This is a genomic window from Micromonospora globispora, assembly GCF_003857015.1.
GTDB classification, from domain to species: domain Bacteria; phylum Actinomycetota; class Actinomycetes; order Mycobacteriales; family Micromonosporaceae; genus Micromonospora; species Micromonospora globispora.
Map to the genome: position 1 here is coordinate 1 of NZ_QGGF01000643.1, position 21,388 is coordinate 21,388.

At 70.9% G+C, this 21,388-nt stretch carries 23 protein-coding genes and 2 pseudogenes; 4 read left to right on the top strand and 21 right to left on the bottom strand.

Annotated features, from left to right (window positions below; genetic code table 11):
• Nucleotides 1–187 (bottom strand): annotated as a pseudogene (locus DKL51_RS31245) (hypothetical protein); the annotation flags it as partial.
• Between the two features lie 226 nt (nucleotides 188–413).
• Between DKL51_RS31245 and DKL51_RS31250 the strand changes: the two are divergent.
• Both DKL51_RS31250 and DKL51_RS31255 read left to right on the top strand, forming a co-directional pair.
• Nucleotides 414–1,163, top strand: coding sequence for a PIG-L deacetylase family protein (locus tag DKL51_RS31250; RefSeq protein ID WP_109947184.1), 750 nt, complete (start codon nucleotides 414–416; stop codon nucleotides 1,161–1,163).
• A 9-nt stretch (nucleotides 1,164–1,172) separates the two neighbouring features.
• Complete coding sequence (locus tag DKL51_RS31255) at nucleotides 1,173–2,009, top strand: DUF72 domain-containing protein (RefSeq protein ID WP_109947185.1); 837 nt, start codon at nucleotides 1,173–1,175, stop codon at nucleotides 2,007–2,009.
• Here DKL51_RS31255 and DKL51_RS31260 read toward each other — a convergent pair.
• Nucleotides 1,966–2,394 carry a DUF2267 domain-containing protein gene (locus DKL51_RS31260; protein WP_124813064.1) on the bottom strand — a complete coding sequence of 143 codons (429 nt, stop codon included), beginning with the start codon at nucleotides 2,392–2,394 and terminating at the stop codon, nucleotides 1,966–1,968. The two genes, DKL51_RS31255 and DKL51_RS31260, sit on opposite strands and share 44 nt — an antisense overlap.
• A gap of 729 nt (nucleotides 2,395–3,123) precedes the next feature.
• Between DKL51_RS31260 and DKL51_RS31270 the strand changes: the two genes are divergently transcribed.
• On the top strand, nucleotides 3,124–3,381 hold the full coding sequence (locus DKL51_RS31270; protein ID WP_124813066.1) for a hypothetical protein: 258 nt from the start codon (nucleotides 3,124–3,126) through the stop codon (nucleotides 3,379–3,381).
• Nucleotides 3,378–3,716, top strand: coding sequence for a hypothetical protein (locus DKL51_RS31275; protein ID WP_124813068.1), 339 nt, complete (start codon nucleotides 3,378–3,380; stop codon nucleotides 3,714–3,716). The genes DKL51_RS31270 and DKL51_RS31275 overlap by 4 nt, the downstream gene beginning before the upstream one ends.
• A 238-nt stretch (nucleotides 3,717–3,954) precedes the next feature.
• Here DKL51_RS31275 and DKL51_RS31280 read toward each other — a convergent pair whose 3' ends face one another.
• From DKL51_RS31280 to DKL51_RS31370, 19 genes and pseudogenes are all read right to left on the bottom strand, one after another.
• Nucleotides 3,955–4,254, bottom strand: a complete 300-nt coding sequence (locus DKL51_RS31280) for a gp53-like domain-containing protein (RefSeq protein WP_124813070.1) — start codon at nucleotides 4,252–4,254, stop codon at nucleotides 3,955–3,957.
• A gap of 13 nt (nucleotides 4,255–4,267) precedes the next feature.
• Complete coding sequence (locus DKL51_RS31285) at nucleotides 4,268–7,024, bottom strand: hypothetical protein (protein WP_124813072.1); 2,757 nt, start codon at nucleotides 7,022–7,024, stop codon at nucleotides 4,268–4,270.
• Nucleotides 7,024–8,010, bottom strand: a complete 987-nt coding sequence (locus tag DKL51_RS31290) for a phage tail tape measure protein (protein ID WP_124813074.1) — start codon at nucleotides 8,008–8,010, stop codon at nucleotides 7,024–7,026. The genes DKL51_RS31285 and DKL51_RS31290 overlap by 1 nt, the downstream gene beginning before the upstream one ends.
• On the bottom strand, nucleotides 8,010–8,423 hold the full coding sequence (locus DKL51_RS31295) for an HK97 gp10 family phage protein (protein WP_124813076.1): 414 nt from the start codon (nucleotides 8,421–8,423) through the stop codon (nucleotides 8,010–8,012). Before DKL51_RS31295 ends, DKL51_RS31290 begins: the two co-directional genes overlap by 1 nt.
• Nucleotides 8,424–8,576: 153 nt before the next feature.
• Nucleotides 8,577–8,909, bottom strand: a complete 333-nt coding sequence (locus DKL51_RS31300) for a hypothetical protein (RefSeq protein ID WP_124813078.1) — start codon at nucleotides 8,907–8,909, stop codon at nucleotides 8,577–8,579.
• A 10-nt stretch (nucleotides 8,910–8,919) separates the two neighbouring features.
• Entirely contained in the window at nucleotides 8,920–9,324 is a 405-nt protein-coding gene (locus DKL51_RS31305) for a hypothetical protein (RefSeq protein ID WP_124813080.1), read from the bottom strand.
• Between the two features lie 5 nt (nucleotides 9,325–9,329).
• Nucleotides 9,330–9,737: a hypothetical protein gene (locus DKL51_RS31310; protein WP_124813082.1), complete on the bottom strand. Its 408-nt coding sequence runs from the start codon at nucleotides 9,735–9,737 to the stop codon at nucleotides 9,330–9,332.
• A gap of 4 nt (nucleotides 9,738–9,741) precedes the next feature.
• On the bottom strand, nucleotides 9,742–10,344 hold the full coding sequence (locus DKL51_RS31315) for a phage gp6-like head-tail connector protein (RefSeq protein ID WP_124813084.1): 603 nt from the start codon (nucleotides 10,342–10,344) through the stop codon (nucleotides 9,742–9,744).
• A 10-nt stretch (nucleotides 10,345–10,354) separates the two neighbouring features.
• Complete coding sequence (locus DKL51_RS31320) at nucleotides 10,355–10,807, bottom strand: hypothetical protein (protein ID WP_124813086.1); 453 nt, start codon at nucleotides 10,805–10,807, stop codon at nucleotides 10,355–10,357.
• A 77-nt stretch (nucleotides 10,808–10,884) separates the two neighbouring features.
• Nucleotides 10,885–13,899: a phage portal protein gene (locus tag DKL51_RS31325; protein WP_124813088.1), complete on the bottom strand. Its 3,015-nt coding sequence runs from the start codon at nucleotides 13,897–13,899 to the stop codon at nucleotides 10,885–10,887.
• Between the two features lie 35 nt (nucleotides 13,900–13,934).
• Nucleotides 13,935–15,500: a terminase large subunit domain-containing protein gene (locus DKL51_RS31330; RefSeq protein ID WP_260428743.1), complete on the bottom strand. Its 1,566-nt coding sequence runs from the start codon at nucleotides 15,498–15,500 to the stop codon at nucleotides 13,935–13,937.
• 602 nt (nucleotides 15,501–16,102) lie between these two features.
• Entirely contained in the window at nucleotides 16,103–17,269 is a 1,167-nt protein-coding gene (locus DKL51_RS31335; protein WP_221623270.1) for an AAA family ATPase, read from the bottom strand.
• A complete protein-coding gene (locus DKL51_RS31340; protein WP_124813090.1) occupies nucleotides 17,266–17,496 on the bottom strand; it encodes a hypothetical protein in 231 nt (76 codons plus the stop codon). Before DKL51_RS31340 ends, DKL51_RS31335 begins: the two co-directional genes overlap by 4 nt.
• Nucleotides 17,493–17,765 (bottom strand): hypothetical protein, encoded by a 273-nt coding sequence (locus DKL51_RS31345; protein ID WP_148097899.1) that lies wholly within the window; start codon nucleotides 17,763–17,765, stop codon nucleotides 17,493–17,495. The genes DKL51_RS31340 and DKL51_RS31345 overlap by 4 nt, the downstream gene beginning before the upstream one ends.
• 17 nt (nucleotides 17,766–17,782) lie before the next feature.
• The gene (locus tag DKL51_RS31350; protein WP_124813094.1) at nucleotides 17,783–18,049 is read right to left on the bottom strand and encodes a hypothetical protein; all 267 of its coding nucleotides are present in this window, start codon (nucleotides 18,047–18,049) and stop codon (nucleotides 17,783–17,785) included.
• Nucleotides 18,050–18,537: 488 nt separating this feature from the next.
• On the bottom strand, nucleotides 18,538–19,476 hold the full coding sequence (locus DKL51_RS31355) for a tyrosine-type recombinase/integrase (RefSeq protein WP_185734986.1): 939 nt from the start codon (nucleotides 19,474–19,476) through the stop codon (nucleotides 18,538–18,540).
• 65 nt (nucleotides 19,477–19,541) lie between these two features.
• Nucleotides 19,542–20,411, bottom strand: a complete 870-nt coding sequence (locus DKL51_RS31360) for a DUF72 domain-containing protein (RefSeq protein WP_124813098.1) — start codon at nucleotides 20,409–20,411, stop codon at nucleotides 19,542–19,544.
• 46 nt (nucleotides 20,412–20,457) lie between these two features.
• Nucleotides 20,458–20,856, bottom strand: a complete 399-nt coding sequence (locus DKL51_RS31365; RefSeq protein WP_109947189.1) for a TraR/DksA family transcriptional regulator — start codon at nucleotides 20,854–20,856, stop codon at nucleotides 20,458–20,460.
• Between the two features lie 261 nt (nucleotides 20,857–21,117).
• Nucleotides 21,118–21,388 (bottom strand): annotated as a pseudogene (locus DKL51_RS31370) (uridine kinase); the annotation flags it as partial.

The following is a 21,388-nucleotide window of genomic DNA, read 5'->3' on the forward strand; positions in this document are numbered from 1 at the left end:
GGTCGGCGCCGCGCTCCACGCCGCGGTCCGCGCCCTGGTCCGCGCCCTGGTCGGCGCCGCGCTCGACGCCGCGGTCCGCGGCACCGTCGGCGCCACCGTCCTGCTGGCCCGGGGTAGCGCCACCATCGGCCGGACCTTCGAGGCCGCCGCCGCTGGTGGTCTGCATGTCGTCATCGTTGAGTGCCATGGGTGCTCCCTCGGGTGTGCCGCCCCCGTCGTACGTCGGGGTTCGTCGTGGAGCGGGTGGTACCCCACGTCCGATCTTCTCTAACCACACCGTAGACGCCGACACCCGGCGAGACAGACCGTTCACGGGGTGCGACGCGGCGTGCCGCGGCCGGGGGTGACAGTCGGCGGGATCCGGCGCATGGTGACACGATTGACGCCCGACGACTGAGAAACCGGGAGTCCAGATGGCGCAACCGACCGGGGAACTGCTGGAGCCGCTGCCGGAGGACTGGCAGCGCGGCCTCGCCGTGGTGGCCCACCCCGACGACCTCGAGTTCGGGGCGGCGGCGGCCGTGGCGCGCTGGACCGAGCAGGGCAAGGAGATCGTCTACTGCCTGCTCACCAGCGGCGAGGCGGGCATCGACGGGATGCCGCCCGAGCAGGCCCGGGAGGTGCGTGAGGAGGAGCAGCGCGCCTCGGCCGAGCTGGTCGGGGTGCCGACCGTGGAGTTCCTCGGCCTGCCCGACGGCCTGCTGGAGTACGGGGTCCCGCTGCGCCGGGAGATCGCCGCCGTGGTCCGCCGGCACCGCCCCGAGATCGTCCTCACCAACAACTTCCGGGACACCTGGGACGGGGCGTACGCGCTGAACCAGGCCGACCACATCGCCACCGGCCGGGCGGTGCTGGACGCGGTCCGCGACGCGGGCAACCGCTGGATCTTCCCCGAGCAGCTGGTCGACGGCGTGGAGCCGTGGAACCGGGTACGCCAGGTGTGGGCAGCCGCCTCACCGCAGTCCCGGCACGGGGTGGACGTGACGGCCAGCTTCGAGCGGGGCGTGGCGTCGCTCCGGGCCCACGACGCGTACCTGCGCGGGCTCGGCGACGGCAGCTTCGACCCGGAGGAGTTCCTCGAAGGGCTGGCCCGACCCGTCGGCACCCGGCTCGGCGTCCGGTACGGCGCGGCCTTCGAGGTGTTCCGCTTCGACCTCTTCTAGGGCGGCGAGATGATCCTGGTCGGCACGTCCGGGTGGCAGTACCGGGACTGGCGGGAGCGCTTCTACCCGGCGAAGCTGCCGCAGCGGCTCTGGCTGGAGCACTTCGCCGAGCGGTTCGCGACGGTGGAGGTGAACAACGCCTTCTACCGGCTGCCGGAGCGGGACACCTTCGTCGCCTGGCGGGACCGCACCCCGGACGACTTCTGCGTGGCGGTGAAGATGAGCCGCTACCTCACCCACATCAAGCGGCTGCGGGAACCCGAGGAGCCGGTGGCCCGGTTCCTCGACCGGGCCACAGGCGTCGGCGACCGGCTCGGCCCGGTCCTGGTGCAGTTGCCGCCGAACCTGCGGGCCGACCCGGACGCGCTCGACGCGACGCTGCGGCTCTTCCCGGCCGACGTGCGGGTGGCGGTCGAACCCCGGCACCCCTCGTGGTGGACCGACGACACCCGCCGGGTGCTGGAGCGCCACCGCGCCGCCCTGGCCTGGGCCGACCGGCTGAGCCGGCCGGTGACCCCGCTGTGGCGGACCACCGACTTCGGCTACCTGCGGCTGCACGAGGGCCGGGCCCGCCCCTGGCCGCGCTACGGCCGGGCCGCGCTGGCCACCTGGGTACGGCGCCTCGGTGAGACGTTCGGCGACGCCGAGCCCGCGTACGTCTACTTCAACAACGACCCCGGCGGCGCGGCGATCGTCGACGCGGTGGCCTTCGCCGACCTGGCCCGGCGGGCCGGCCAGCGGGTCAGCCGGACGCCATCGACCCGCCCCACCGGCGTGGAGCGGGCCGGGTCGGATGCTGCGGTCAGGGCATCATCTGCACCAGGTCCTGCGGCATCGTGTCCTTGACCTCCTGCCACTCGCCCGGGGTGATGCGCTTGCTCAGGGCGTCGAGCACCACCTGCACCACCCGTTCGGTGCCGCCCTCCACGTCGTACGGGAAGGTCTGGCGGAGTTCGTAGAGGAAGTCGTCCCGGTTCAGGTTGATCGGTACGTTCGCCGGCTGCCAGCCGTCGAAGTAGACGCCCCGCAGCACTATGGGCAACTGCGCCGCGAACTCGGCGCTCTCCTGCACCGGCATCCGGTCCCGCAGCAGGTGGAGCACCCCGCGCAGCGCGGCGAAGGACTGGTTGCGCTGCTCCTTGGGCCACCCGTACGCGCTCTCGATGTCCTTGAGGATCAGGTTCGTCTTCTGGATCGAGGATTCGATCGCGGAAATCAGCTGCTCAGCCATCTGCCCACCCCCGTGCGTCGGTTTCCCATCGTCGGTCCTCGGTGCGTCGCGGCGGCCCGCTGGGCCCCCGCCAGTGCCGGGTCGGGCTGAACCGCCCGGGCCGCTCGCCACGCTGGGGACCGTCGGACTTCCCGACCACGTGCAGCACCCCGCCGCGGCGTCGATCGGTTACGACCCGCACCATGGCCCACCTCCCCCGTCGGCCTCTCGCGGTCACATCGGTCGACGGACCGCACAGACACCCTCCATGCTGTGCGGCGAAGGGGTGAGCCGGCCTCACCCGGACCGGGTGAATCCGCCGGTCAGTCCGCGTCGAGCAGGCCGGCCAGGGTGGCGGCGTTGGTCTGCGCGTAGTCGCGGTAGCAGTTGTCTGTGGAGGCGTTAGCGCTATGCCGACCAGCAGAAAGAGCGGTCATCTCCCCAGCGTTGCGCTCATGTTTATCGGGACATGTCTCAGACGGAGTAACAGCGCGTAGTGCCCGATAGGGAGCCGACATGACCACCGTACCCATCCAGAGGGTCGGCCGACCGCTGCTCGCCTTCCTCGGCGGCTTCTGGTGGGGATTCACGCACCCGGCGCAGGCGATCCGGGACGCGCTCAAGTAGCGGTCCGGTCGGTCAACTTCGGCACCTGCCGAAGTTGCGCGGTCCAGCTCGCCCAATAAGGCGGGCCCGGCAGGTGCGGGAACACCTGTGATCCGGGCCCTTGACGGAGAGAGGCCTCCGCCCATGCAAACCCTACCCATCCTGCCGAGCTGCGGTCAGCCGGCAAGCATCCGCATCGAGGTCTACTCGCCCGACCCCGGCGACCTGTACGGCTCGCTGGACGCGTCGGCGTACTTCTGCGACCTGCACGCCATGTCGGCCGTGTCGGCGATCTGGCGGGCCCAGCTGACGCCGTACAAGGTCGAGATGGCGCCGGACGTGCAGCGCCGCTGCGGCGAGGTGTACGTCTTCCCCACCGGCCGCATGGGTGGTGCGAAGTGAGCCGCCCGGACCGCTGGTGGCGGCCCCCGACGACCCGCCGCCCGGCGCAGCGGGCCAGGGCGCGCCGGATGTACACCGACAAGGAGTTTGAGACGACGTTCGAGGCCGGCGTCGCGTTCGGCGAGCGGGTCGCCCGCAAGGAGCACGAACTCCTCGAGGACGGACTCCGCCGGCTGATGGACGCGATCCGGGAGTCGGAGAACGGCGACCCGGACCCGCTCGACGACTTGGCGCGTGAGGCCGGCGTGCTGCGCGAGGCGATTGCGTCAGGTGACGCAATCCAGCCCGACGAGTTGATCGACGACTTGGAGCGGTGGCTACGCGAGCAGGAGTGACTTCGGCCTCCGTGGGGGTCACGTGACCCCCACCGAACTGACCTGCGAGTTCGTACTCAGTACGACTTCGGCCGCGGCCCGGACGGTCCGATCGGTCCCGGCGGACCGCCCGGGCGCGGCTGGCCGGGACTCACCGGTTGTGCTGCACGATCGCGGCCACCACGACGGCGACGGCCACCGCCACGACCAGCGTCATCAGCAGCCAGTCCCCGGGATCGGGTGCGGTCATGGTCAGCTCCTAGCTCATGTCGGTCGCGATCCAATGGACCGTGCCCGACGTGGTCGCGGACGCGTTGAGGTCGACCCGCAGGGTGGCCTGAGTCGTCGACACCGTCAGCACCAGCACAGTCGCCCGGATGGCGGACCCGGAGCCGGACACCACCTGAGTCACGAACGACGGCGCCGCCGCGAACGCGGCAGGGAAGGTGACCGTGAGGATGCCGGACGTGGTCGTCGCGCTGGTGGACCACGCCAGCTGGCCCGCCTGCTGCGCTCGGAACGTCGCAGGGTCGATCCGCTGACCGGACGCCGCTACCATCGCGTTTCCCCTCTCACAGTGCGAACACCGCCGGTTCCCACACGTCCACCGACGTGCCGACCGGCCACGCCTTGCTGACGCCGTTGACGGCGCGGGCCGTCACGGTCACGGTCTGAGTGAGGCCGGTGCCCGAGATCGCCGACACGGTCACCCGTTCGGCGCCGACCTTCAGGTCCAGCGGGAACTGCGTGGGGTCGGTGGTCCACGCCCCGTTGGCTGCGGTGCTGGTGATCTGAAACGAGGTCGCGCCCGCGGTGATGGCGGCGGTCAGCGTGGTCCCGTTGGCGACCATCCGCGCGGAACCGGACCAGGTCGCGATGTCCCACGCCGACGCCGGCGACCCGTTCCAGGTGATCGACCACTCGAACTTGTCCAGCGTCTCGGCGTAGCCGTCCACCATCACCCGGGCGGGGCCGGGTGGCAGCCACGCGGGCAGACCGGCGATGGACGCGACGTCACCGGCGTCGGCCAGGACGACCGCCTTGGTGGTGGCCGCGTCGGCGGCCAGGGCGGGCGAGGCGAGGTTGAACTTCACCTTCGGGTAGCGGGCCTCGTCGACCGTGCCGAGGTGCAGCCGCCAGCCGGCGTGGTCGATCAGCTGGCTGTCGGTGGCCACGTTGACCTTCTCCGACGTGTCGTAGGTGCCGACGCCGTCGGGCGGGTTGAGCACCGACAGCGGCCCCGAGGTCTGCACCGCCCGGGCCGACCCGCCGTCGGGGCGGGACACGGTCACGTCGTTGCGAGTGAGCTCGTCGTCGTCGGTGTACTCCAGCTGCACCAGGTCGGTGTAGTCCACCGGGATCGGCGTCTGGTTGTAGAGGCTCGCCCGGGTCCGGTAGTGCAGGCCCAGGTGCCCGCGGCCCTCGAGCAGCAGACCGCCGTCGGTCTTCGCCGCGTCGGCGAGGATGTCCAGCAGCGGCGCGATGGGCTGCGGCCCGGCCGGGGTGGTGTCGTGCGGGAATCCCCACCAGGTGACCGGCAGGCCCTCTTCGGCGCACACCCGGGCGATCCGCTCGCCGGCCTTCTCCCCGCTGTACCCGGAGGCGACCGCGGCGAAGTCGCCCGCGTACAGGATCCGTTGCGGCGCCACGGCCAGGTGGCCGAGCAGCGCATCCTGGAAGTAGGACGACCCGACGACGTCCACCCGCGTCGGCTGGCCGACGGCCCCGGTGTACAGGTACGGGCCGCCGACGAAGAACGTGCCGTCTACGGCGTTGGCCATCCACGGCTGCCAGGACACCGAGCTGCCCGACGTCGACCACTCGATGTAGTGGATGACCCAGTCATTCGGCGGCACGCTGGTGTTGGAGAAGCTGCGGTCGTCCACCACGACACCGGTGGAGTCGTAGCCGATCCACCGGTACCCGCCGCCGGACAGCATGAAGTCCCAGCGGGTGACCCGGCCGCCGGTGAAGTACACCCGGGCGTAGACCACGTCGGAGCCGACGGGCATGGCGTTGAGCTTGAAGAACAGCAGCAGCGACCAGGTCGACGCGCCCGACCGCTGCGCGACGGCGGTGGACAGCGTCGCGGTCGCGGTGGTCATCTTGGCGACCGATGCGGTCCCGGGCAGGTGCGGCCCCGGGTCGTTGCCGAACGTCACCCCCGAGGATGTGCCGGTGGCGACACCCGCCGCGGCGGACGTCGGCCGGGTCGCCGCGGCACCATCCTCAAGCGGCAGGTACGCGGCCGGGTTGACACCCGCAACGGTGCGGCGCAGCGGCGACACAACCGGCGAGTTGCCCTGCCCGAGACGGCGGCGGATGCCGGACGCCTCCAGCGGCACCCACGTGTCGGTGCCGGCCAGGTTCCACTTGAGCGGCCACTCCGACACCTCGCCGTGGAACCGGGCACCGCGGTCGATGGGGACGGCACCGGGGTCGAACGTCCACACCCGTCCCTGCGCGTCGGTCAGGGACGTCGCGCCCGCCCGCAGGGTGGTGAAGTCGGGCGAGGCGACCAGGGTGCCGCCGGAGCGGAGCTCCATGCCGAACAGCTCACCGGTGACAGCGTTGTCGCCGTACGACGCGACCCGGCCGACCTGCACGCCGTTCGTCGCCGACGCCTTCACGCTGGTCGCACCCGCGATGAAGGCGCCACCGAGCTGCGTCCACGGCCCGGCGAGGGTCGGCGCGGAGTAGAACCTGACGGACCCGTCGGACACGGTGAGGGTCGCCCGGATGGCCAGGGACCCATCGGCGGCGGGTGCGGGTTTCACGCTCTGCGCGATCGCGTGCGCCCCGGACGACCCGTCAACCCAGCGCCACTCCAACATGCCCGTGTCGCCGATCGCGAGGGACCAGGAGTCGTCCTTCCCGACGACGAAAATGCCGCCGTGAAAGGTCCACGCGTCCATCCGCAGCCACACCCGCACATCGACGTCGCCGGTGCCGTTGAGCGACGTGTGGGGGGCTGTCACCGCGGCACCCGGGGTGCCACTGTTACGCCTCCAGCCGTCCACGGCCAGGGCGCCACCGGGGTCGACGTCGGCCACCCGCACCCGCAGCGGGGTGTTACGGGTCAGCAGACCGTAGTACGGGCTGGCCGGGTTACGCGGGCTGTACTTGCCGCCCGCGTTGTTGACCACCAGGTTGCACCGGACCACGTCCGGGTCACGGCCAGGGGACGACCGGCCGCGGGTGCCGATCGACACCCCGCCGCCGGAGCCGGCCGACGACTGCCGCACGTCGCTGGTGATGTCGACCCAGCCGAGGGACGGGCCGAGGTAGAGCTCCACGGTCATGGCCAGCGGGGTGGCGGGGAACGCCATCACGACCACCCGGACCCGAGCGCCACCTGCACGTCGCCGCCGCGCACCCGGATCGCCCGGCGCAGCACCTCCATCAGCAGGTCGTCCACGGAGGTGCCGGAGGACTGCAGCACCAGCGCAGCCCCGCCGCCCCGGCCGGCGTTCGAGGTCACCGTCTCACCGGCCTGCAGCATGGCGAGCACGTTCTGCCCGGGCGCGCCGGGCACCACACCGCCGGCGTGGAACGTGGGCAGGTGCGGCACCGAGATGGTGTTGCCGCCGATGAACGGCACCCAGCCGGGCACCGACCAGGACAGCTGGCCGACGGTGTTGTTCCAGGCGTTGGCGATCGCGTTGAACGCGGCCTTGAACGGCTTCGACACGGCGTCGGAGACCTTGGAGAACGCGGTGCCGATCCACCCCGGGATCTTCTTGATGAACTCCCAGGTGTTGCTGGCCGCGGACTTGATCCAGCCCCAGGCGGCTTTCCACGCCCGCTGGAACCAGTCCGTCTTGGTGGCGATCAGGATGATGACCCCGACCAGCAGCAGGATCCCGACGACAATCCAGGTGATCGGCGACGCGAACAAGGCCGAGTTCAGCACCCACTGCATAGCCGCCCACGTAGCGGTGGCCGCGCGCACGATCCCCGACCACACGACGTGGGCCATCATGCCAACCTTCGTCTGCGCCAGGCCCAGCAGCAGCGGCGCCATACCACCTGCGAGATCAGCCCAGCCTTGCACGTAGGCGGCGATGCCCACCTTGCCCGGGCCCTGCATGATGGTCGCGGTTCCGTCGATGACGTCATGAACGCCGATCAGCTTGGACTCGGCCCCGTCCGCTTTCTCGCCGACCCGGCCGATCGCGCCGCCGTGTTCATCGAACTTCTTCGCAGCCCCGCCGACCTTTTCGCCCATGTTCTTGGCGCCGCCGCCGACCCGGGTGAAAGCGTCCTCGACGCCCTTCGTCTCACCGGCGAATGTGAGCGTGACCTGATTGGCCATCAGCTGACCTCCAGCCCGGCATCCTTGGCGAGCTGAGTAAGCGCCTCGCTCATGATGTCGGTGACCTCGTCGCGCTTCACGTCCAGCGCTGGGTAGACGTACCGGCCGGCCTTGATGAACGGCCGGTACGCCGGGCGGCCCTTGCGCCGGCCCTCGCCGCCAAAATCGAGCCACGGGGCGTACGGGGCGCGGTTGCCGCCCAGGGCGACCCGGGCGGTCCGCTGCGTCGACCGGGCCTTCAGCGACGCCTTGGCGCGGCCGGAGCGGCTGGGCATCCGGGCGGTCGCGTAGTTGATGATCAGACCGGAGGCTTCGTTGAGCGCGAGCCGGAGTTGCTTCGGCAGGCCGGCGTCCATGGCCTTGAGCTGCCGCTGGAACTCGCGCAGGCCGGTGACCTGGATCTTGGCTACCATCACACCCCCGCCTTCTTACGTTCCAGCTCTTCCGCCTGCGCCTTCAGCGCGTAGTACCGGGTCCAGTAGATGAACTCCGCGTGCGTCATCTCGGCCCGCAACCGGGCCACCGTCATGCCGAGCTTCTGCGCCAGGTAGAACTCGAAGTGCAGGTCAGCGTCGTCGAGCAGTGCTTTTGGTTGCCTCCTTGTTGGCTGCGGGCTTCAGCCCGGACAGCTCGGCGATGGCGTCGGACACGGCGACCAGGGCGCCCGCGTCGTCGGACGCGGCCCACGCGGCGACGTCCTCAACGGACAACTGCGGGTCGGTCATGCCGGTCGCGACGATGAAGTTGTCCCGCTCCGCCGTCGAGCTGCTCTTCTCCTGCGACTCCAGGACCTCGTCGCGGGTCAGCGCGCGGATCGCCACCGTCGAGCCGTCGGGCAAGGTGGCCGTGCCCTTGCCGGTCTTGCGGGCCAGGATCTGCGCCCGGGTCAGGTTCGCCATCGTGGTCCCCTTACGGCTGGGTGGTGGTGGTGACGACGTCGGAGATCTCGAACTCGGCCGACCAGGTGACCATGTCGTCGACCGGCGAGGTCTCCACGTACTTGGTCAGGACACCGGAGAACGCGTCAGACGGCTTGCCGGTGCCCGTGCCCTCCGGCTTGCGCACCACCGCCACGCTGGTGCCCAGCAACGGCTTCAGCGCGGCGCGCGGGCCGGTCGACGCGGTGCTGTCGTAGGTGCCGCCGCAGGTGAACTTGCCGTCGAGCAGGCCGCCCTGCCTGGTCTTGGCGGTCTTGCCGTAGCCGGTCGTCTCGTGCACGTCCGCCGAGAGCTCGAAGCTGGACGTCTTGCAGTACGCCGAGATGTCCTTGGCGGCGACCGTGATGACGGTGTTCATGCCGTGTACGAATGCCATGGCCGCTACGCGCCCTTTCCGGTGATGTCGAGATGGAAGATCGCGGCCAGGTAGTCCGTGCCGGCGAACGTGGGGGTGCCGAACTCGGCCCACGCCACGCGGACGCTGTCGCAGCTGGTGTACGTGTGCGCCTCGAGCTTGGCCTTGACCGACTTGGCGCCGGAGCCGTCGGCGTACGCGGCGAGCGCCTTGCGGGAGGACCGCTGCGTCGCCGCACCGACCAGCACGACGACGGCCAGGTCCGGGAACCGGTCGCTGCCCCGCCCGTACGTGCTGTCGTAGTCGATGCGGTCCGGCAGGGTGATGACGGCGGCGGGCGGGCTGATGCTCTCCACGCCCCACGGCGGCACCCGCAGCCCGGCGATCGTGCCCAGCACGGTGGCCAGCTCGGCGGCGATCGCTTCGAGGTTCATCGGGTCACCCGACCCTTCGGCGGCGGGCCAGGCCGGCCAGCGTGGTGGACACGTCCGGGTCCAGGCGGGCGAGCAGCCGCATCTCGGAGCCCTGGTCGGGGGAGCCGGCCACGCCGAGCGGCGAGTTGCGCCGGGCGTTCCACCGGGCGCCCTGCAGCTTGCACGCGGCGACCACCTGAGCAGGGACCGCCGTCCAGCCCCAGCGGGCGGTCAGGACGTACGCGACCGGCGCGCCCGGGTAGGACTGCGTCGGGTATGCGGTGAACCCGATCCGTTCCCACGGCACGCCGTTGCCCGGGGCGTTGTCGGGCAGCAGCACGGCACCGGACGACGCGTACGGGGTGCCGTTGACCAGCATCCCGGTCACGTCCTGCACGTCGTCGATCTCCAGCACCCACAGGCCCGTGGTCGGGTCGTACACCGGGGCGCGCCGGTAGGTCCGGGCCGCCGGAGCGGCCAGCTGCCCGAACTGCCGGTTGCACCGCTTGTCGATCGCGCGGGACGCGGCCGTGACCCAGACAGCCAGCTCAGCGTCATCGAGCGAGTCGGTGACGTTGAGGTACGCGGCGAGCTGCGCCGCGGTGAGGTAGTCCGGCTTCCAGGTCACGGCCCGCTACCTACTTGGCGTCCGCGGAGGGGCCGTTGATACCGGGCGTGCCCGCGACGGCCGGGTCGATCTTCCCCGGCTCCACCGACGGCCACACGTAGTCGACGCCGCGGACGCTGGTGCGCTCCACGGCCTCGGTGCGGTCCCGGTCGGCCGCCGTCTTGGCGTCGTCGGTCGCGTCCGCCAGGTCGGCGTCCGGGTACCGCTTGGCGGCGTCGTGCAGGTTCATCCGCTGGCCGGCGTGCACGTCGTTGGTGACGCCGAACGTGATGAGGTCCTGCCGCTCACCTTCGGTCAGGTACGGCTTCGCGGCCGGCACGGTCCCGGCGCGCGTCGAGGCGCCCGCCGCGGCCAGCTGCCCGCGCAGCCGCTCGTTCTCGGCCCGCAGCCGGGCGTTCTCGGCCTGCAGGTTGGTGGGCTTGGTGTCGGCCGCCCGGTCGGCTGCCGGCTTGTTCTCTGCCATCGGATCTCCTTACGTGGCAACGGATTCGGGCGGGTGCGGGCGACTGAGTAGAAGTACTCAGTCGCCCGCGGGTCCGGCTACACCGGGTCGTAGACCAGCTCGCGGGTGCGGGCGAAGTCGGTGATGGCGAACGCCTTGTAGCCCCAGACGCCCAAGTCGACCCAGGCGACCCGCCACTGCAGGTCGATGCGCTGCGGCGCGGACGCCCACCCGCACACGACCTCGGGGTCGAACATGTAGGACGACGCGGCGTTGACGGACGTGGCCGCGGTGGCCCACGCGGGGATCCACCGCTTGCCGTGCGCGTCGATGACCGCGTAGCCGGGGTCGGCGGTGCCGGCGGCGTTCTGCGGCCCGTACGCGGGGTACAGCCGGCGGCCGGAGCCGTCCTTGGCCTTGGCCATCGCGGTGTAGAGATCCACTTGGGTAAAGACGGTCTTGAAGCGGTCGCCGCCCCGGATGTACTGCAGCGGGATCAGGGCGGTCGCGATCGACTGGTCGAGCGTCGAGTCGGCCGCCGCCGTGGTGATGGTGAGGTCCGCCATCGAGGCGGCGTTGGCGGCCAGCTGGGCCACCGCGTACGCCTCGAGGGCCTCGAAGTAGCCGCGGGTCATCTGCCGCCAGATCAACCCGGACATCTGCGGGTTGCCGCCCTGGTCGAACGCCTCCCGCGTGATCTCCACCTTGCCGGACACAGCCGACGGGGTGATGGTCTGCGCGGTGGCGGTGAACGTGCCCGGGGTCGGCTCGGTGCCGGTCACGTGGTCGGCGACCAGGCCGGTGGCGGTGTTGAACTTCGGCACCACGAACGGGGTGACGGCGTCGAGGGTGCCCTTGTTGATGGCGTTCCAGATCGGGTACTGGTACTCCATCTGGTCGACGTACATGTCGGTCCGGTTGGCCGGGTAGTTCAGGTTCGTCACGTTCGCCGGCGTGATGGCGAACTGGTTGGCGGCGCCGCCCTCGAACGTGTCCCGCAGGAAGCCCTCGGCCCGGTCCCGGGCGGCCTGGTCGCCACCGCCGCCGGGCTGCCAGCCCGTGAACAGGTCGGTGGAGAAGTCGTGCGAACCGGCGCGCAGGTTGCCCTGCCGGTCGAACACGTAGGGCTGCGGCTCCTTGACCTGAGCCGAGCCGCGGTGCGGGGAGACGGGCGTCGGGCCACCGTCGGCGGCCTGAGGCTGTCCGGCCTGGAACGCGGCGACCATCTGCCTGAACGCAGCCATGTCGACGGGCGTGTCCTGGGCCGCCGGAGCGGCGGGCGCCGGCGGGGCCGGCTGGCGCAGCTGCGCCGCGAACGTCGCACAAGCGATGCCCGGGGCGTGCCGCTGGCCGCAGTGCTGGCACGGGTCCATCTGGGGTCCTCCTGTCAGGCTCGCGGCCACCGTGGTCACGCGGGCGTCATCGAAAGCGGGCATGTAGGTGGTGGACGTCTCGCGCCAGGTAGCGCGGAGCACGTTGTAGACGCCGGTCTCGGCGTCGTACTCGACGTCGCCGACCTCGGGGTCGAGGCTGAAGTCGACGCCGATGGACAGTCCCGAGTAGAGGCCGTGCTCGGCGTCGTAGAGCAGCTGGTCGCGCTCCGCCTTGGCCGGGCTGCCCTCCGGGCCGTCCAGCACGGCCAGCTCGACCAGAGGGCCGTCCGGGGTGTCCTTGACGCTGCGGTGGAAGCCCACCGGCGTCACGTGGTCCTTCAGGTGGGCCATGCGCGCCGGGTCGGAGTACTCGAGGCTGCCGGGCTTGAAGCTGTACTTCAGTCCGAGCTTGTTGGCCACGGCGTTGTAGGGCACGGCCAGGCCGGTGATCGTGCGGGCCGCCTTGTCGACGGTGGGCGCCGGCGGGGCGTCGGCGAAGTCCTGCGCGCTGAACCGCATCACCGGGCCGTCGCCGGCGAACCGGGCCGACGTGGCCGGAACCACCGCCGGGGTCGTGGTCGGCTTGGGGGCCCGGCCGGACAGCCCGGCCCAGCCGCGGATCTCGTCGGCGTCGGTCACGCCCATGTCCTTCAGCGCCTTCCAGTACGCGGCCTGCCCCTGCGGGTCCGGCTTCAGGTAGTCGGTGAGGTCGAACTGGACGGTGTAGCCCCGGCGGGTGATGTCGCCCATGCCCAGGCGGTCGGTGATCGCACGCATGTACGGCGCGAACATCCGATTGATCTTGTCGCGGCGCCGGGCGTCCTCGTTCTGGTACGTCCTCGAGGTCGTGCTGACGCCGATGTCCTCCGGGTCGACGCCCAGGCCGTTCGCGATCGCGACCATGACCGTCTGGTGCAGCTCGACCAGGGTGAGATCCCGCGGCGACGGCGACGACACGTCGGCCCGCTTGACGGTCGACGGGATCCAGCCGTACGGCTGCACCCGCCGCATCGCCCCGTACTCGGCCAGGAACGCGTCGATCTCGTCGTCGTCCATCGGGTCGACGTCCGGGCTGTCGGAGTCGGTGAAGTACTCCCGCAACGCCGGGTTGCTCGCGTACATCTCCGTCAGCTCGTCCAGCCGGCGCGCGATCCGGATCGCGCGGGCGTTCGCCTTCAAGATCCCCGGGTTCGGCGAGTCAAAGCGCTTCATCAGCGACGCCGGGACGCGGTCCCAGCCGCTGCCGTCCTCCTTGCGGATCCACACGAACCGGTCGTCGTCCGGAGCCGGGCGGCCGGTCGGGTTCTTCAGCTCCACCCGGCCCGGGTCGATCCGGCGCACCGAGACCGGGTAGCCGTCGAAGTCCTGGCCGGTGACCTGCCACCAGGCGATGCGCTCCAGCGCCAGGTCCTCGACCGTCATCGCCAGGTGCACGACGTTGGGCACGTCCGGGTCGTACTGGCGGAACAGCGGCGAGTCCACCACGTCCAAGCCGCGGAAGAGCTTCAGCGGCAACGTGGCGAGCGAGCAGATCTCGTTACGACCGCGCTGCACGGCGGCGACCGACAGCGCCTCGTCCCGGGTCACCGAGCCGGTGCCCGCTCTCATCGCCGAGATCAGCCGGTCAACCGGCTGCGGCGCGGTGTCGAACGTGTGCTGCGGCTGCTGGTCGAGGGTGAGCGGGCGCGGCAGCGACAGCGCATCCCGTACCACCTGCGCCGTCGCGGCGATCCACCCCATGTCGGAAGTGTACTTCCGGAATCACCTTTCCGGAATCACACAGCGTGCGCGCGCCGGGAGATCTTCCGTGGCTTCGGCAGGGTCCGGGCCAGGTGTGCCGCGCCGGCGACCGCGTAGACCGCGTCCACGTTGCCGCCGCCCCGGCGGGTGAACACCCAGGCGTCACCGCGCTTCAGCTTCTCGGCGGGGCCGACCTGCGCGTCGAGCATGTCCTGACCCGAGTGCGCCAGCATGCCGGCGGTGACCTCCTTGGCCAGCCCCATGCACGCCGCGGTGTCCTCGGCGCGGATCGCCTCCACCGTGACGCCCCGGGGCGGCCAGCCGGTCACGCCAGCCTTGCGCCGGTCGGCCACCTTCGCCGCCACCGCCGCCGCCGGCCCGGCCGGGAACCACCCGAGCACCTTGGGCTTCAGCTTCTCCACCCAGCCGGGCAGGTCCCGCTCCAGGTGCGACGCCGCCGTCGGCCCGGTCCACTCGGCGACCGTCTCGACCCGCACCCGGCCGTCCTCGAGCACCGCCGCTACGGCGAGGGTGGCGTGTGTGCCGTCCGGCGTGAGGTCGATGCACGCCGCCAGCCGCGAGCGGGCGGCGGCCAGGTCGCCGACGTCCTTGCACAGCCGCCACGCGTCCGGGTCGATCGCCGGATCCAGCTGGCCGGCCTGGATACACATGACCTCGGTCTTGAACGTGCGCAGCAGCTCGCCGCCCTTCGCCACCGCCCCGCGCGCCTCGTTCAGCAGCCGGTCCGCCGACTTCCCTCCGGGGCGGCCCAGCGTCGGGTTGGCCTGCGCCAGCGCCGCCAGGTCGGTCGGGTCCGCGTCCTCCGGCGCCGACCACTCGAACAGCCCTAGCGACGGGTCACCGATCCCGGTCTCGACGAACGTGAGCGCCGCGCCGCGCAGGTCGTTGTACGGCTCCCCCTTCGGGTCGGGGGTCGTCAGTGCCCAGTACTGGGCATTCTCGACCGCGTCCATGCTGAAGTACGCCGCGCCGTACGCGTCGTAGTTGTACTGCTTGGCGAACTCGTCGGCGATCACCCGCTGATTGGTCATCGACCGACCGCCCTCGGCGTTGCTCGCGGCGATCGCGTAGTGGCAGTCGTCGGCGGTCCACCACTCCTCCTCGCCGGCCGCCTTGCGCATCGCCTTGCGCTCCGGGTTCTCGCCCATCCGGTCCCGTAGCTCAGGGATCGCCAGCGCGGTCTTGAACGCCGACTGCCAGGGCTTCTTGGCGTACTTGGTGAGCGTCGACGTGCCCAGCACGCTGGGCTGCCGCTCGTCGAAGATCCAGAACAGCGTCAGGTCTTCGACCTCCCGGGTCTTCCCGGACTGCCGACCCACCACCACGATCAGCCGGCGGAACCTCGGGATGCCATCCGGCCGCAGCTCGCCAGCGTGGATCGACAGCCAGCGCTGCCACGGCCACGGCGAGCGCCGCAGCTTCTCCGTGGCGAACCTGACAGCCCGGAATCCGTACGACGTCTCCGGCGTCAGGGCGCACCCGCAGCCGCAGGGGCCAGGCTCCCCTGTCACGAGGGGCGGAGTGAACAGCCGCGGCTGCGTACTGCCCAGGATCGGCGGAGAGTCGAGCAGAACGGTCACGATCGGCTCCGATCCGCGGACACAAAAAAGGGACAGGGCGGGCTGTCCGTAGGGTGCCCGGCTGGGGAAAAACCGGGTCGGATTCCGCAGCTTTTCGTTTTCCGACTCACCATCGGGTCACCGGCCTGTTCGGTGGGTCGTTGTGCCTGGTCGGGTCACCGACGTGCAGGTTGCACGCTGCACAGCTCGCGACCAGGTACCTCGGGTCGTCACCTGTCTGCGCCTTGCCCTGCGTGTGGTGCACGTGCTCGGCCACGGTGGTGCACACCCCGGGTATCCGTAGCTGGCAGGTGTACCCGTCACGGGCTAGCACCAGGGCACGGGTTCTACGCCATGCCCTGGTGCTGCCCCTGGCCCAACTACGGCTCACACGGACCGCCTACGTATGGCCGGCCTCTGTCGACGCAGCCTGTCCAGTGCGGCCTTCTGCCGCTCGGCTAGGTCTTCTTCTGTCGTTTGCGGGTGCCCGCCCCCTCTAAAGAGGGGGTCGGGGGCGTGCACCTCTGGGGCGTGTACCTGCGTGCACTCATCCGTGATTTCCTGACCTGCGGTTTCCTGGACGGCGTGCACCTCGCATGCGCCGCGTGTATCTGTACGGCGTTTCACGGCGCGTGCACCTCCCCGTGCACGTCCGGGCGGGCCAGGTAGTAGCGCGCGGCCGACGACCCGGCGGCCCCGTCCACCCGGCTGAGGTAGCCGCCCTCGACCTTCTTCTCCAGCCGTCGGCGGGCCTTCTCCTTCTGCGCCCGGGTCGGGTTGGGACGCTCGAAGAGCGCGACGGCGAACTCCAGCGCGGTGAGGCCCTGCACGCCCGTGCGGCGCACCAGCGCGAAGATGTCGACGTTCTGCTCGACCTCGCTGGTGCCCGTCTCGTGGTTGTGGACGACCCGGAACGGCCCTACCTCCTGTGAGGGCTGCTTCAGGTGTCGCCACATCACCACCGGGTCACCGGCCTCGCCCCAGAGGCTCACGACGGAGCCCGCGCCGGAGGTCAGCCAGGTCGAGCCGTACACGCCCGCCAGGTCATCCGGTGCAGCCCCGTTGGTGCCCTTCTTGACGGTGTGGTGCAGCTCCAGGATCTGGACGCCCTCGGTGAGCGCCTGCTGTCGGGCCCGGTTGTAGCCGGCGCCCACGGCGTCCTCGGAGATGCCGAGCGCGGCGTCCTTGATGCTGTCCACGATCACGGTGTCTGCCTTGGCCTTCTGGGCCATGACGGCGAGGATGTCGCGACGCTGGGCCATGTCGTACGGCGGTGGCCCCTTCCAGATCACCAGCCGCTCGTCGAGCAGGGCCCGGTCCTGCGCGCTGAACAGGCGGTGAGCGGCGCGCTGCACCTGGGCGGGGCGGTCCATGGCGAGGTAGAGCACCCGGCCGCCCGTATGGGCCACCGAGTAGCCGAGCACCCTGTCCTGCAGGCCGAGCCGTGCCCGCACCAGCTGGAGCGCCACGGTGGTCTTCCCGACACCCTGCGGCGCGGCGATCATCAGTGCCTCGCCCTCGGCCCAGATCACGTGATCGCCGTCGCCCCAGACCGCGGGCGGCGTCTCCGGGATGTCGAGGACGAACGCGCCTCCGCTGTGGAACAGGTCGGGTGTCTCCGCCTCGACCTCGGCGCGGCGAGCGGACGGCGTGAAGGGCTGGCCCTGCTCGTCGAGCCATGGCGTGTCGAGCAGTTGCGACGCCGCGTCGCGCTGCTCGAGGTAGCCGCCCGGGTCGCAGAAGCCGCAGCCGTCGAGGTGGCACGGCTTCTGCTCGGTGCAGTCGGTCACGCTGCCCACCGCCCCGTGCGGTCACGGATGCCGTACCGGGCAGCTTCCTCGGCCCCGTACATGCGGACGCACAGGTCGTCGAGGGCCTGCGACACCCGGCGCCGGTAGCGCATCCGGTCCATCCGCCACCGAGCCCGGACCTGCTCGACGTCGCGCCGCTCCGGCAACTTATGACTGGTCATAAGTTCAGGCACGGCGGCCAGCGCCGGCCACTCCTGCGCGCTCATGACCGCACCAGCCGGAGGATGCCGAGCACCGCGCAGACGGTGTTCCCAGCCGCCGCGCCGACCAGGGTGGCGGCGAACCAGTCCGGGTCGGTGCCCACGGACCAGGCTGCGGCCCACACGGTGCCGGCGGTGGCGAGCACGTAGACGGCGACGGCCGGCCAGACCCGCAGCAGCCGCAGGTACCACTTGTCGGACCGGTGGCCTACGATGAACTCGGATCCTTTGCCGGAATCCTTAGGGTGCGTCTCAGTCTGGCTGCTGGGGCGCACTCTTCCGTTGGTGACGGTCACTCCGCACCGCCCTTGCGGCCCTGAGCGGCGGCACGGCGGCTCTGCGCGGACTTCAGCGCCAGGCGGGCGAAGTAGGCCTTGCGGGCGCTCTCGGCGCGCTGAGCGCGGATGTGAGGCGGCAGCTTGCCGTCGGGGTCGACCTCACGCTCAAAACGCTGGTCGAATGCCTGCCGGGCGGGCAGGGTGGCGGCACTGCGGTCGTCGCACTTGGCCCATCTGGCGTGCGCGCCGAGCTTGCTGATCTGGGAGTGGTCGGGTCCCATTCGGGGCAACCTTTCTCGGTTGCCCACCCCGGATCACTGGACGGGGCGCACTTCACGCTGTGTAGCGACATGCCGGTCAGTGCACGACCATGCGAGTCGGTGCAGGATGTCGCAGGCTTGCGACATGCCCGGCACAGCGTTAGGTTTGCGAAGACGCAATGGGTGCTGGTAACACCCCTGCGTCGGTCCCGCCCGAGGCCTGCTAGCTACGGGGTGGGAATGAACTGGATAGTTCAAGCCGGTCGGCTCAGCGCTCACTCTAAGTGCGCTGAGCCGACCGTGTCTACCTGGGCATTCATGTCCGGTCCGCATCCTGTTGCGCCTGCGCATCACAGTGCAAGATCTCGTCGCACCGGTTGGCGACGCTCGGCGATCATCAGCGCAGGTCAGCCACGATCAGGCGTATCGCATAGGCGACACGGTAACGGTTTGGTAACGACACGCCCGGGCCGGACATCACTGTCCGTCACCCACTTCGAACGTGTGTTTCACAGCCGGTCGCCCAGGGCCAGACGGCGGTACGCGTCGGCGGCCCGCTCGGCGGCGACAGCGGCCCCGTAGCGGTCGAGCATCTGCCGGGAGCGCCAGCCACCCAGGACCATGAGGTCGCCCTCGGACAGCCCAGCGGCCCGGGCCTGGCTGGCCCAGGTGTGCCGGAGCATGTGCGCGTGGAACGAGCCGATGCCGGCCTGCGCGGCGCGGCGGTGGAGCACGGCCTCGATGCCGTCGTGGGACAGTGCCGCCCGGCCACGGGCGCCGAGCCAGAGCGCCGGCCGCTCGGCGTGCGGGTGCCGACGGCGTTCCCTGACGTACCGGTCGAGGGCCTGCGCGCCCTTCACGCTCAGCGTCGCCTGGCGGTACCGCGGCCCGGACCGGTTGCTCCCCTTGCCTCGCACGACCAGGGCGCGCTCGCGTAGGTGCACGTCGTCGAGGGCCAGCCCGGCGACCTCGGCCAGCCGCAGCCCGCCGTCGATGAAGGTGTACAGGATGGCGGCGTCGCGCCGGTCGACGAACTCGCGGCCGGTGCAGGTGCCGAGCAGCGCCCGTACGTCGTCGAGCGCCAGGACGGGCGTGGTGGGCTGGTTGGGCGGCGGCGTGCGGATCCCGTCCGTCGGGTCGCGGTCGGTCTCGCCCTCGGTCACCAGCCAGCGGAAGAAGTGCCGGACGCCGGCGAACCAGGACCGGGCGGTGCCGCTGGAGCTGGATTCCCGCACGTGCACGATCCACGCCCGGACCTGGTCGCGGGTGACGTCCAGCGGCCCGACGCCGGGGTGGTGCACGGCCAGCCAGCCGGCGAGCTGGCGCAGGGCGTTGGGGTAGGCCCGCAGGGTGTTGGCCGCGTACCCGTCGGCGTTCAGGGACAGGTGCCAGGACTCGGCGAGCAGGTCGAAGTCGGGGTGCGGCTGCGCTTGCGTAGAATCGGACACGGCGGGTACGTTATCGGAACTAGGAACGTTGTGCCAATACCGGCCCCGACAGGCAGCAGAGCGTTTTAGCTGCTCAGAAGGGCGGTAAGCGTCTCGGCGTTCCGCTGAGCAAAGTCCCGATAGCAGTTGTTCATCAACACGTGGGTCTGCTCGGCGGAGTCGGCGAGCTCGCGCAGCTTCGGCGCCCAATCCCGCAGCTCCCGGTCGGAGTACTTGTAGCCGAACTTCTCGTGGATGTCCTTGCTGGTCCACTTGTCGCTATGGCCGTGGAAGCGGACCACGGCGAGGTCCGCGGTGGCCTCCAGCACCGGCGGTACGGAGGACCGGTGCCCCTGCGGCATGTCCACGCAGACGTACGGGAGCCGGTGCTGACGCAGGAAGCCCAGGGTCTCGTCCCGGTTGGCACCGTCGAACCAGGACGCGTGCCGGAACTCGAAGACCGGGCGCAGCGGAGCGCAGCGCCGGGCCACCTCCAGCAGATACTGCTTGTTGTCCCGCTTGATGGTGAACCAGGGCGGGAACTGGAACAGCACCGCGCCGAGCCGGTGCGCCTCGACCAGCGGGTCGAGCGCGGACAGGAAGCGGGTCCACACCTCCTCGTACGCCTGCGGCGGCAGGTCGTCCGGGTAGACGTTCTTCTTGTCGGTCTGCGGGCGCAGATCCTTGTAGAGCGCCCCGACCCGGGTCGGGTGCCCGGTCAGCAGGCTGAACGCCTTGACGTTGAAGGTGAAGCCGGGCGGGGTGCGAGCCACCCACAGCTCCGCCGTCCGCTCGGCGGGCGGGGAGTAGTAGGTGGCGTCCACCTCGACCAGTGGGAACTGCCGGGCGTAGTACGCCAGCCGTTTCTCCGGCGTGTCCGCCGTCTGTGGGTACCAGCCGGAGTCCAACAGGGTCCGGTCGGTCCACGAGGCGGTGCCCACCTTGATCTCACCCATGGGTGGAGTCCACCGCGCGTGCGACCGACCGGCAACTCGACGGCGCTCAGGCCGCCCGCCGCTCCCGGTTCTGCTTGCAGGTGACGCAGGAGGTGGCGGACGGGAAGATTTCCAACCGCTCAACCGGAATCGGCGCGGAGCAGCCCTCGCAGAAGCCGTAGGTGCCCTCTTCCAGCCGGGTGAGCGCGTGCTCGAACTGGGCGCGGCGGTCCAGGATGGTGCGCAGCAGGGACTGCGCGGTGTCCCGCTCGGCGGTCTTGGTGCCGCTGTCGGCCTGGTCGTCGCCGGCGGTGTCGCCGACCTCGACCAGCCGCAGCACCTGGCTCTGCAGCACCGCCTGCTCGTACTCCGCGGTCAGCTCGTCGTAGCGCGACTGCAGGGACTGCCGAATCTGGTCGATCTCCGCCTGGGAGCGGCCCGTGGCTACCGTGTCGTGGACGAGCATCGCTGCCTGCCTTTCGTGGGGCCTCACATCGGTCCGGGGCGGTCAACCGCCCCGGACCTGTTGGTCGGTGGTGGCACGAGCGAGATCACCCGTGCTCTGTGAGCCGGGCGAATACCCGGCCCTTCAGAGGATCAAACCGTCGATTTTTTCGACCCTCCACCGCTGCCGTGCGCAGTTCGGCCGCAGTGGTTCGTGCCCCGGTCCGCCGGGACGGTGATCGACGCCCGCTTCGGACACATTTTGCCGGAAATCAGGGCAATGTCAGCCCGGCTCGCCGGGCTCGAGGAGGGCCGGACGGCGGGGGTCGTCGGCGCGGATCACCACGTCGGCGAAGGACGCCGGGGCGACCTCGTCGGCGTAGCGGGCGAACGCCGGCAGCGTCCACCGCAGCTCCGGGTCGGTACGCCGGGCCAGCGCCGCCGGGGAGAGTTCCAGGTGGACGGTGACGTCGAAGGGAAGCCCGCCGCCCAGCAGCAGCGACCCGCTGACCAGCACCACCCCACCGGGTGGCAGCTCCACGTAGTCGGCGCGG

What these genes read in the sequence shown, in the direction of transcription:
- DKL51_RS31250 (WP_109947184.1), top strand. Translation starts at nt 414, where the DNA reads ATGGCGCAACCGACCGGGGAACTGCTGGAGCCGCTGCCGGAGGACTGG.
- DKL51_RS31255 (WP_109947185.1), top strand. Translation starts at nt 1,173, where the DNA reads ATGATCCTGGTCGGCACGTCCGGGTGGCAGTACCGGGACTGGCGGGAG.
- DKL51_RS31260 (WP_124813064.1), bottom strand. Translation starts at nt 2,394, where the DNA reads ATGGCTGAGCAGCTGATTTCCGCGATCGAATCCTCGATCCAGAAGACG.
- DKL51_RS31270 (WP_124813066.1), top strand. Translation starts at nt 3,124, where the DNA reads ATGCAAACCCTACCCATCCTGCCGAGCTGCGGTCAGCCGGCAAGCATC.
- DKL51_RS31280 (WP_124813070.1), bottom strand. Translation starts at nt 4,254, where the DNA reads ATGGTAGCGGCGTCCGGTCAGCGGATCGACCCTGCGACGTTCCGAGCG.
- DKL51_RS31285 (WP_124813072.1), bottom strand. Translation starts at nt 7,024, where the DNA reads ATGGCGTTCCCCGCCACCCCGCTGGCCATGACCGTGGAGCTCTACCTC.
- DKL51_RS31290 (WP_124813074.1), bottom strand. Translation starts at nt 8,010, where the DNA reads ATGGCCAATCAGGTCACGCTCACATTCGCCGGTGAGACGAAGGGCGTC.
- DKL51_RS31295 (WP_124813076.1), bottom strand. Translation starts at nt 8,423, where the DNA reads ATGGTAGCCAAGATCCAGGTCACCGGCCTGCGCGAGTTCCAGCGGCAG.
- DKL51_RS31300 (WP_124813078.1), bottom strand. Translation starts at nt 8,909, where the DNA reads ATGGCGAACCTGACCCGGGCGCAGATCCTGGCCCGCAAGACCGGCAAG.
- DKL51_RS31305 (WP_124813080.1), bottom strand. Translation starts at nt 9,324, where the DNA reads ATGGCATTCGTACACGGCATGAACACCGTCATCACGGTCGCCGCCAAG.
- DKL51_RS31310 (WP_124813082.1), bottom strand. Translation starts at nt 9,737, where the DNA reads ATGAACCTCGAAGCGATCGCCGCCGAGCTGGCCACCGTGCTGGGCACG.
- DKL51_RS31320 (WP_124813086.1), bottom strand. Translation starts at nt 10,807, where the DNA reads ATGGCAGAGAACAAGCCGGCAGCCGACCGGGCGGCCGACACCAAGCCC.
- DKL51_RS31325 (WP_124813088.1), bottom strand. Translation starts at nt 13,899, where the DNA reads ATGGGGTGGATCGCCGCGACGGCGCAGGTGGTACGGGATGCGCTGTCG.
- DKL51_RS31340 (WP_124813090.1), bottom strand. Translation starts at nt 17,496, where the DNA reads ATGAGCGCGCAGGAGTGGCCGGCGCTGGCCGCCGTGCCTGAACTTATG.
- DKL51_RS31350 (WP_124813094.1), bottom strand. Translation starts at nt 18,049, where the DNA reads ATGGGACCCGACCACTCCCAGATCAGCAAGCTCGGCGCGCACGCCAGA.
- DKL51_RS31360 (WP_124813098.1), bottom strand. Translation starts at nt 20,411, where the DNA reads ATGGGTGAGATCAAGGTGGGCACCGCCTCGTGGACCGACCGGACCCTG.
- DKL51_RS31365 (WP_109947189.1), bottom strand. Translation starts at nt 20,856, where the DNA reads ATGCTCGTCCACGACACGGTAGCCACGGGCCGCTCCCAGGCGGAGATC.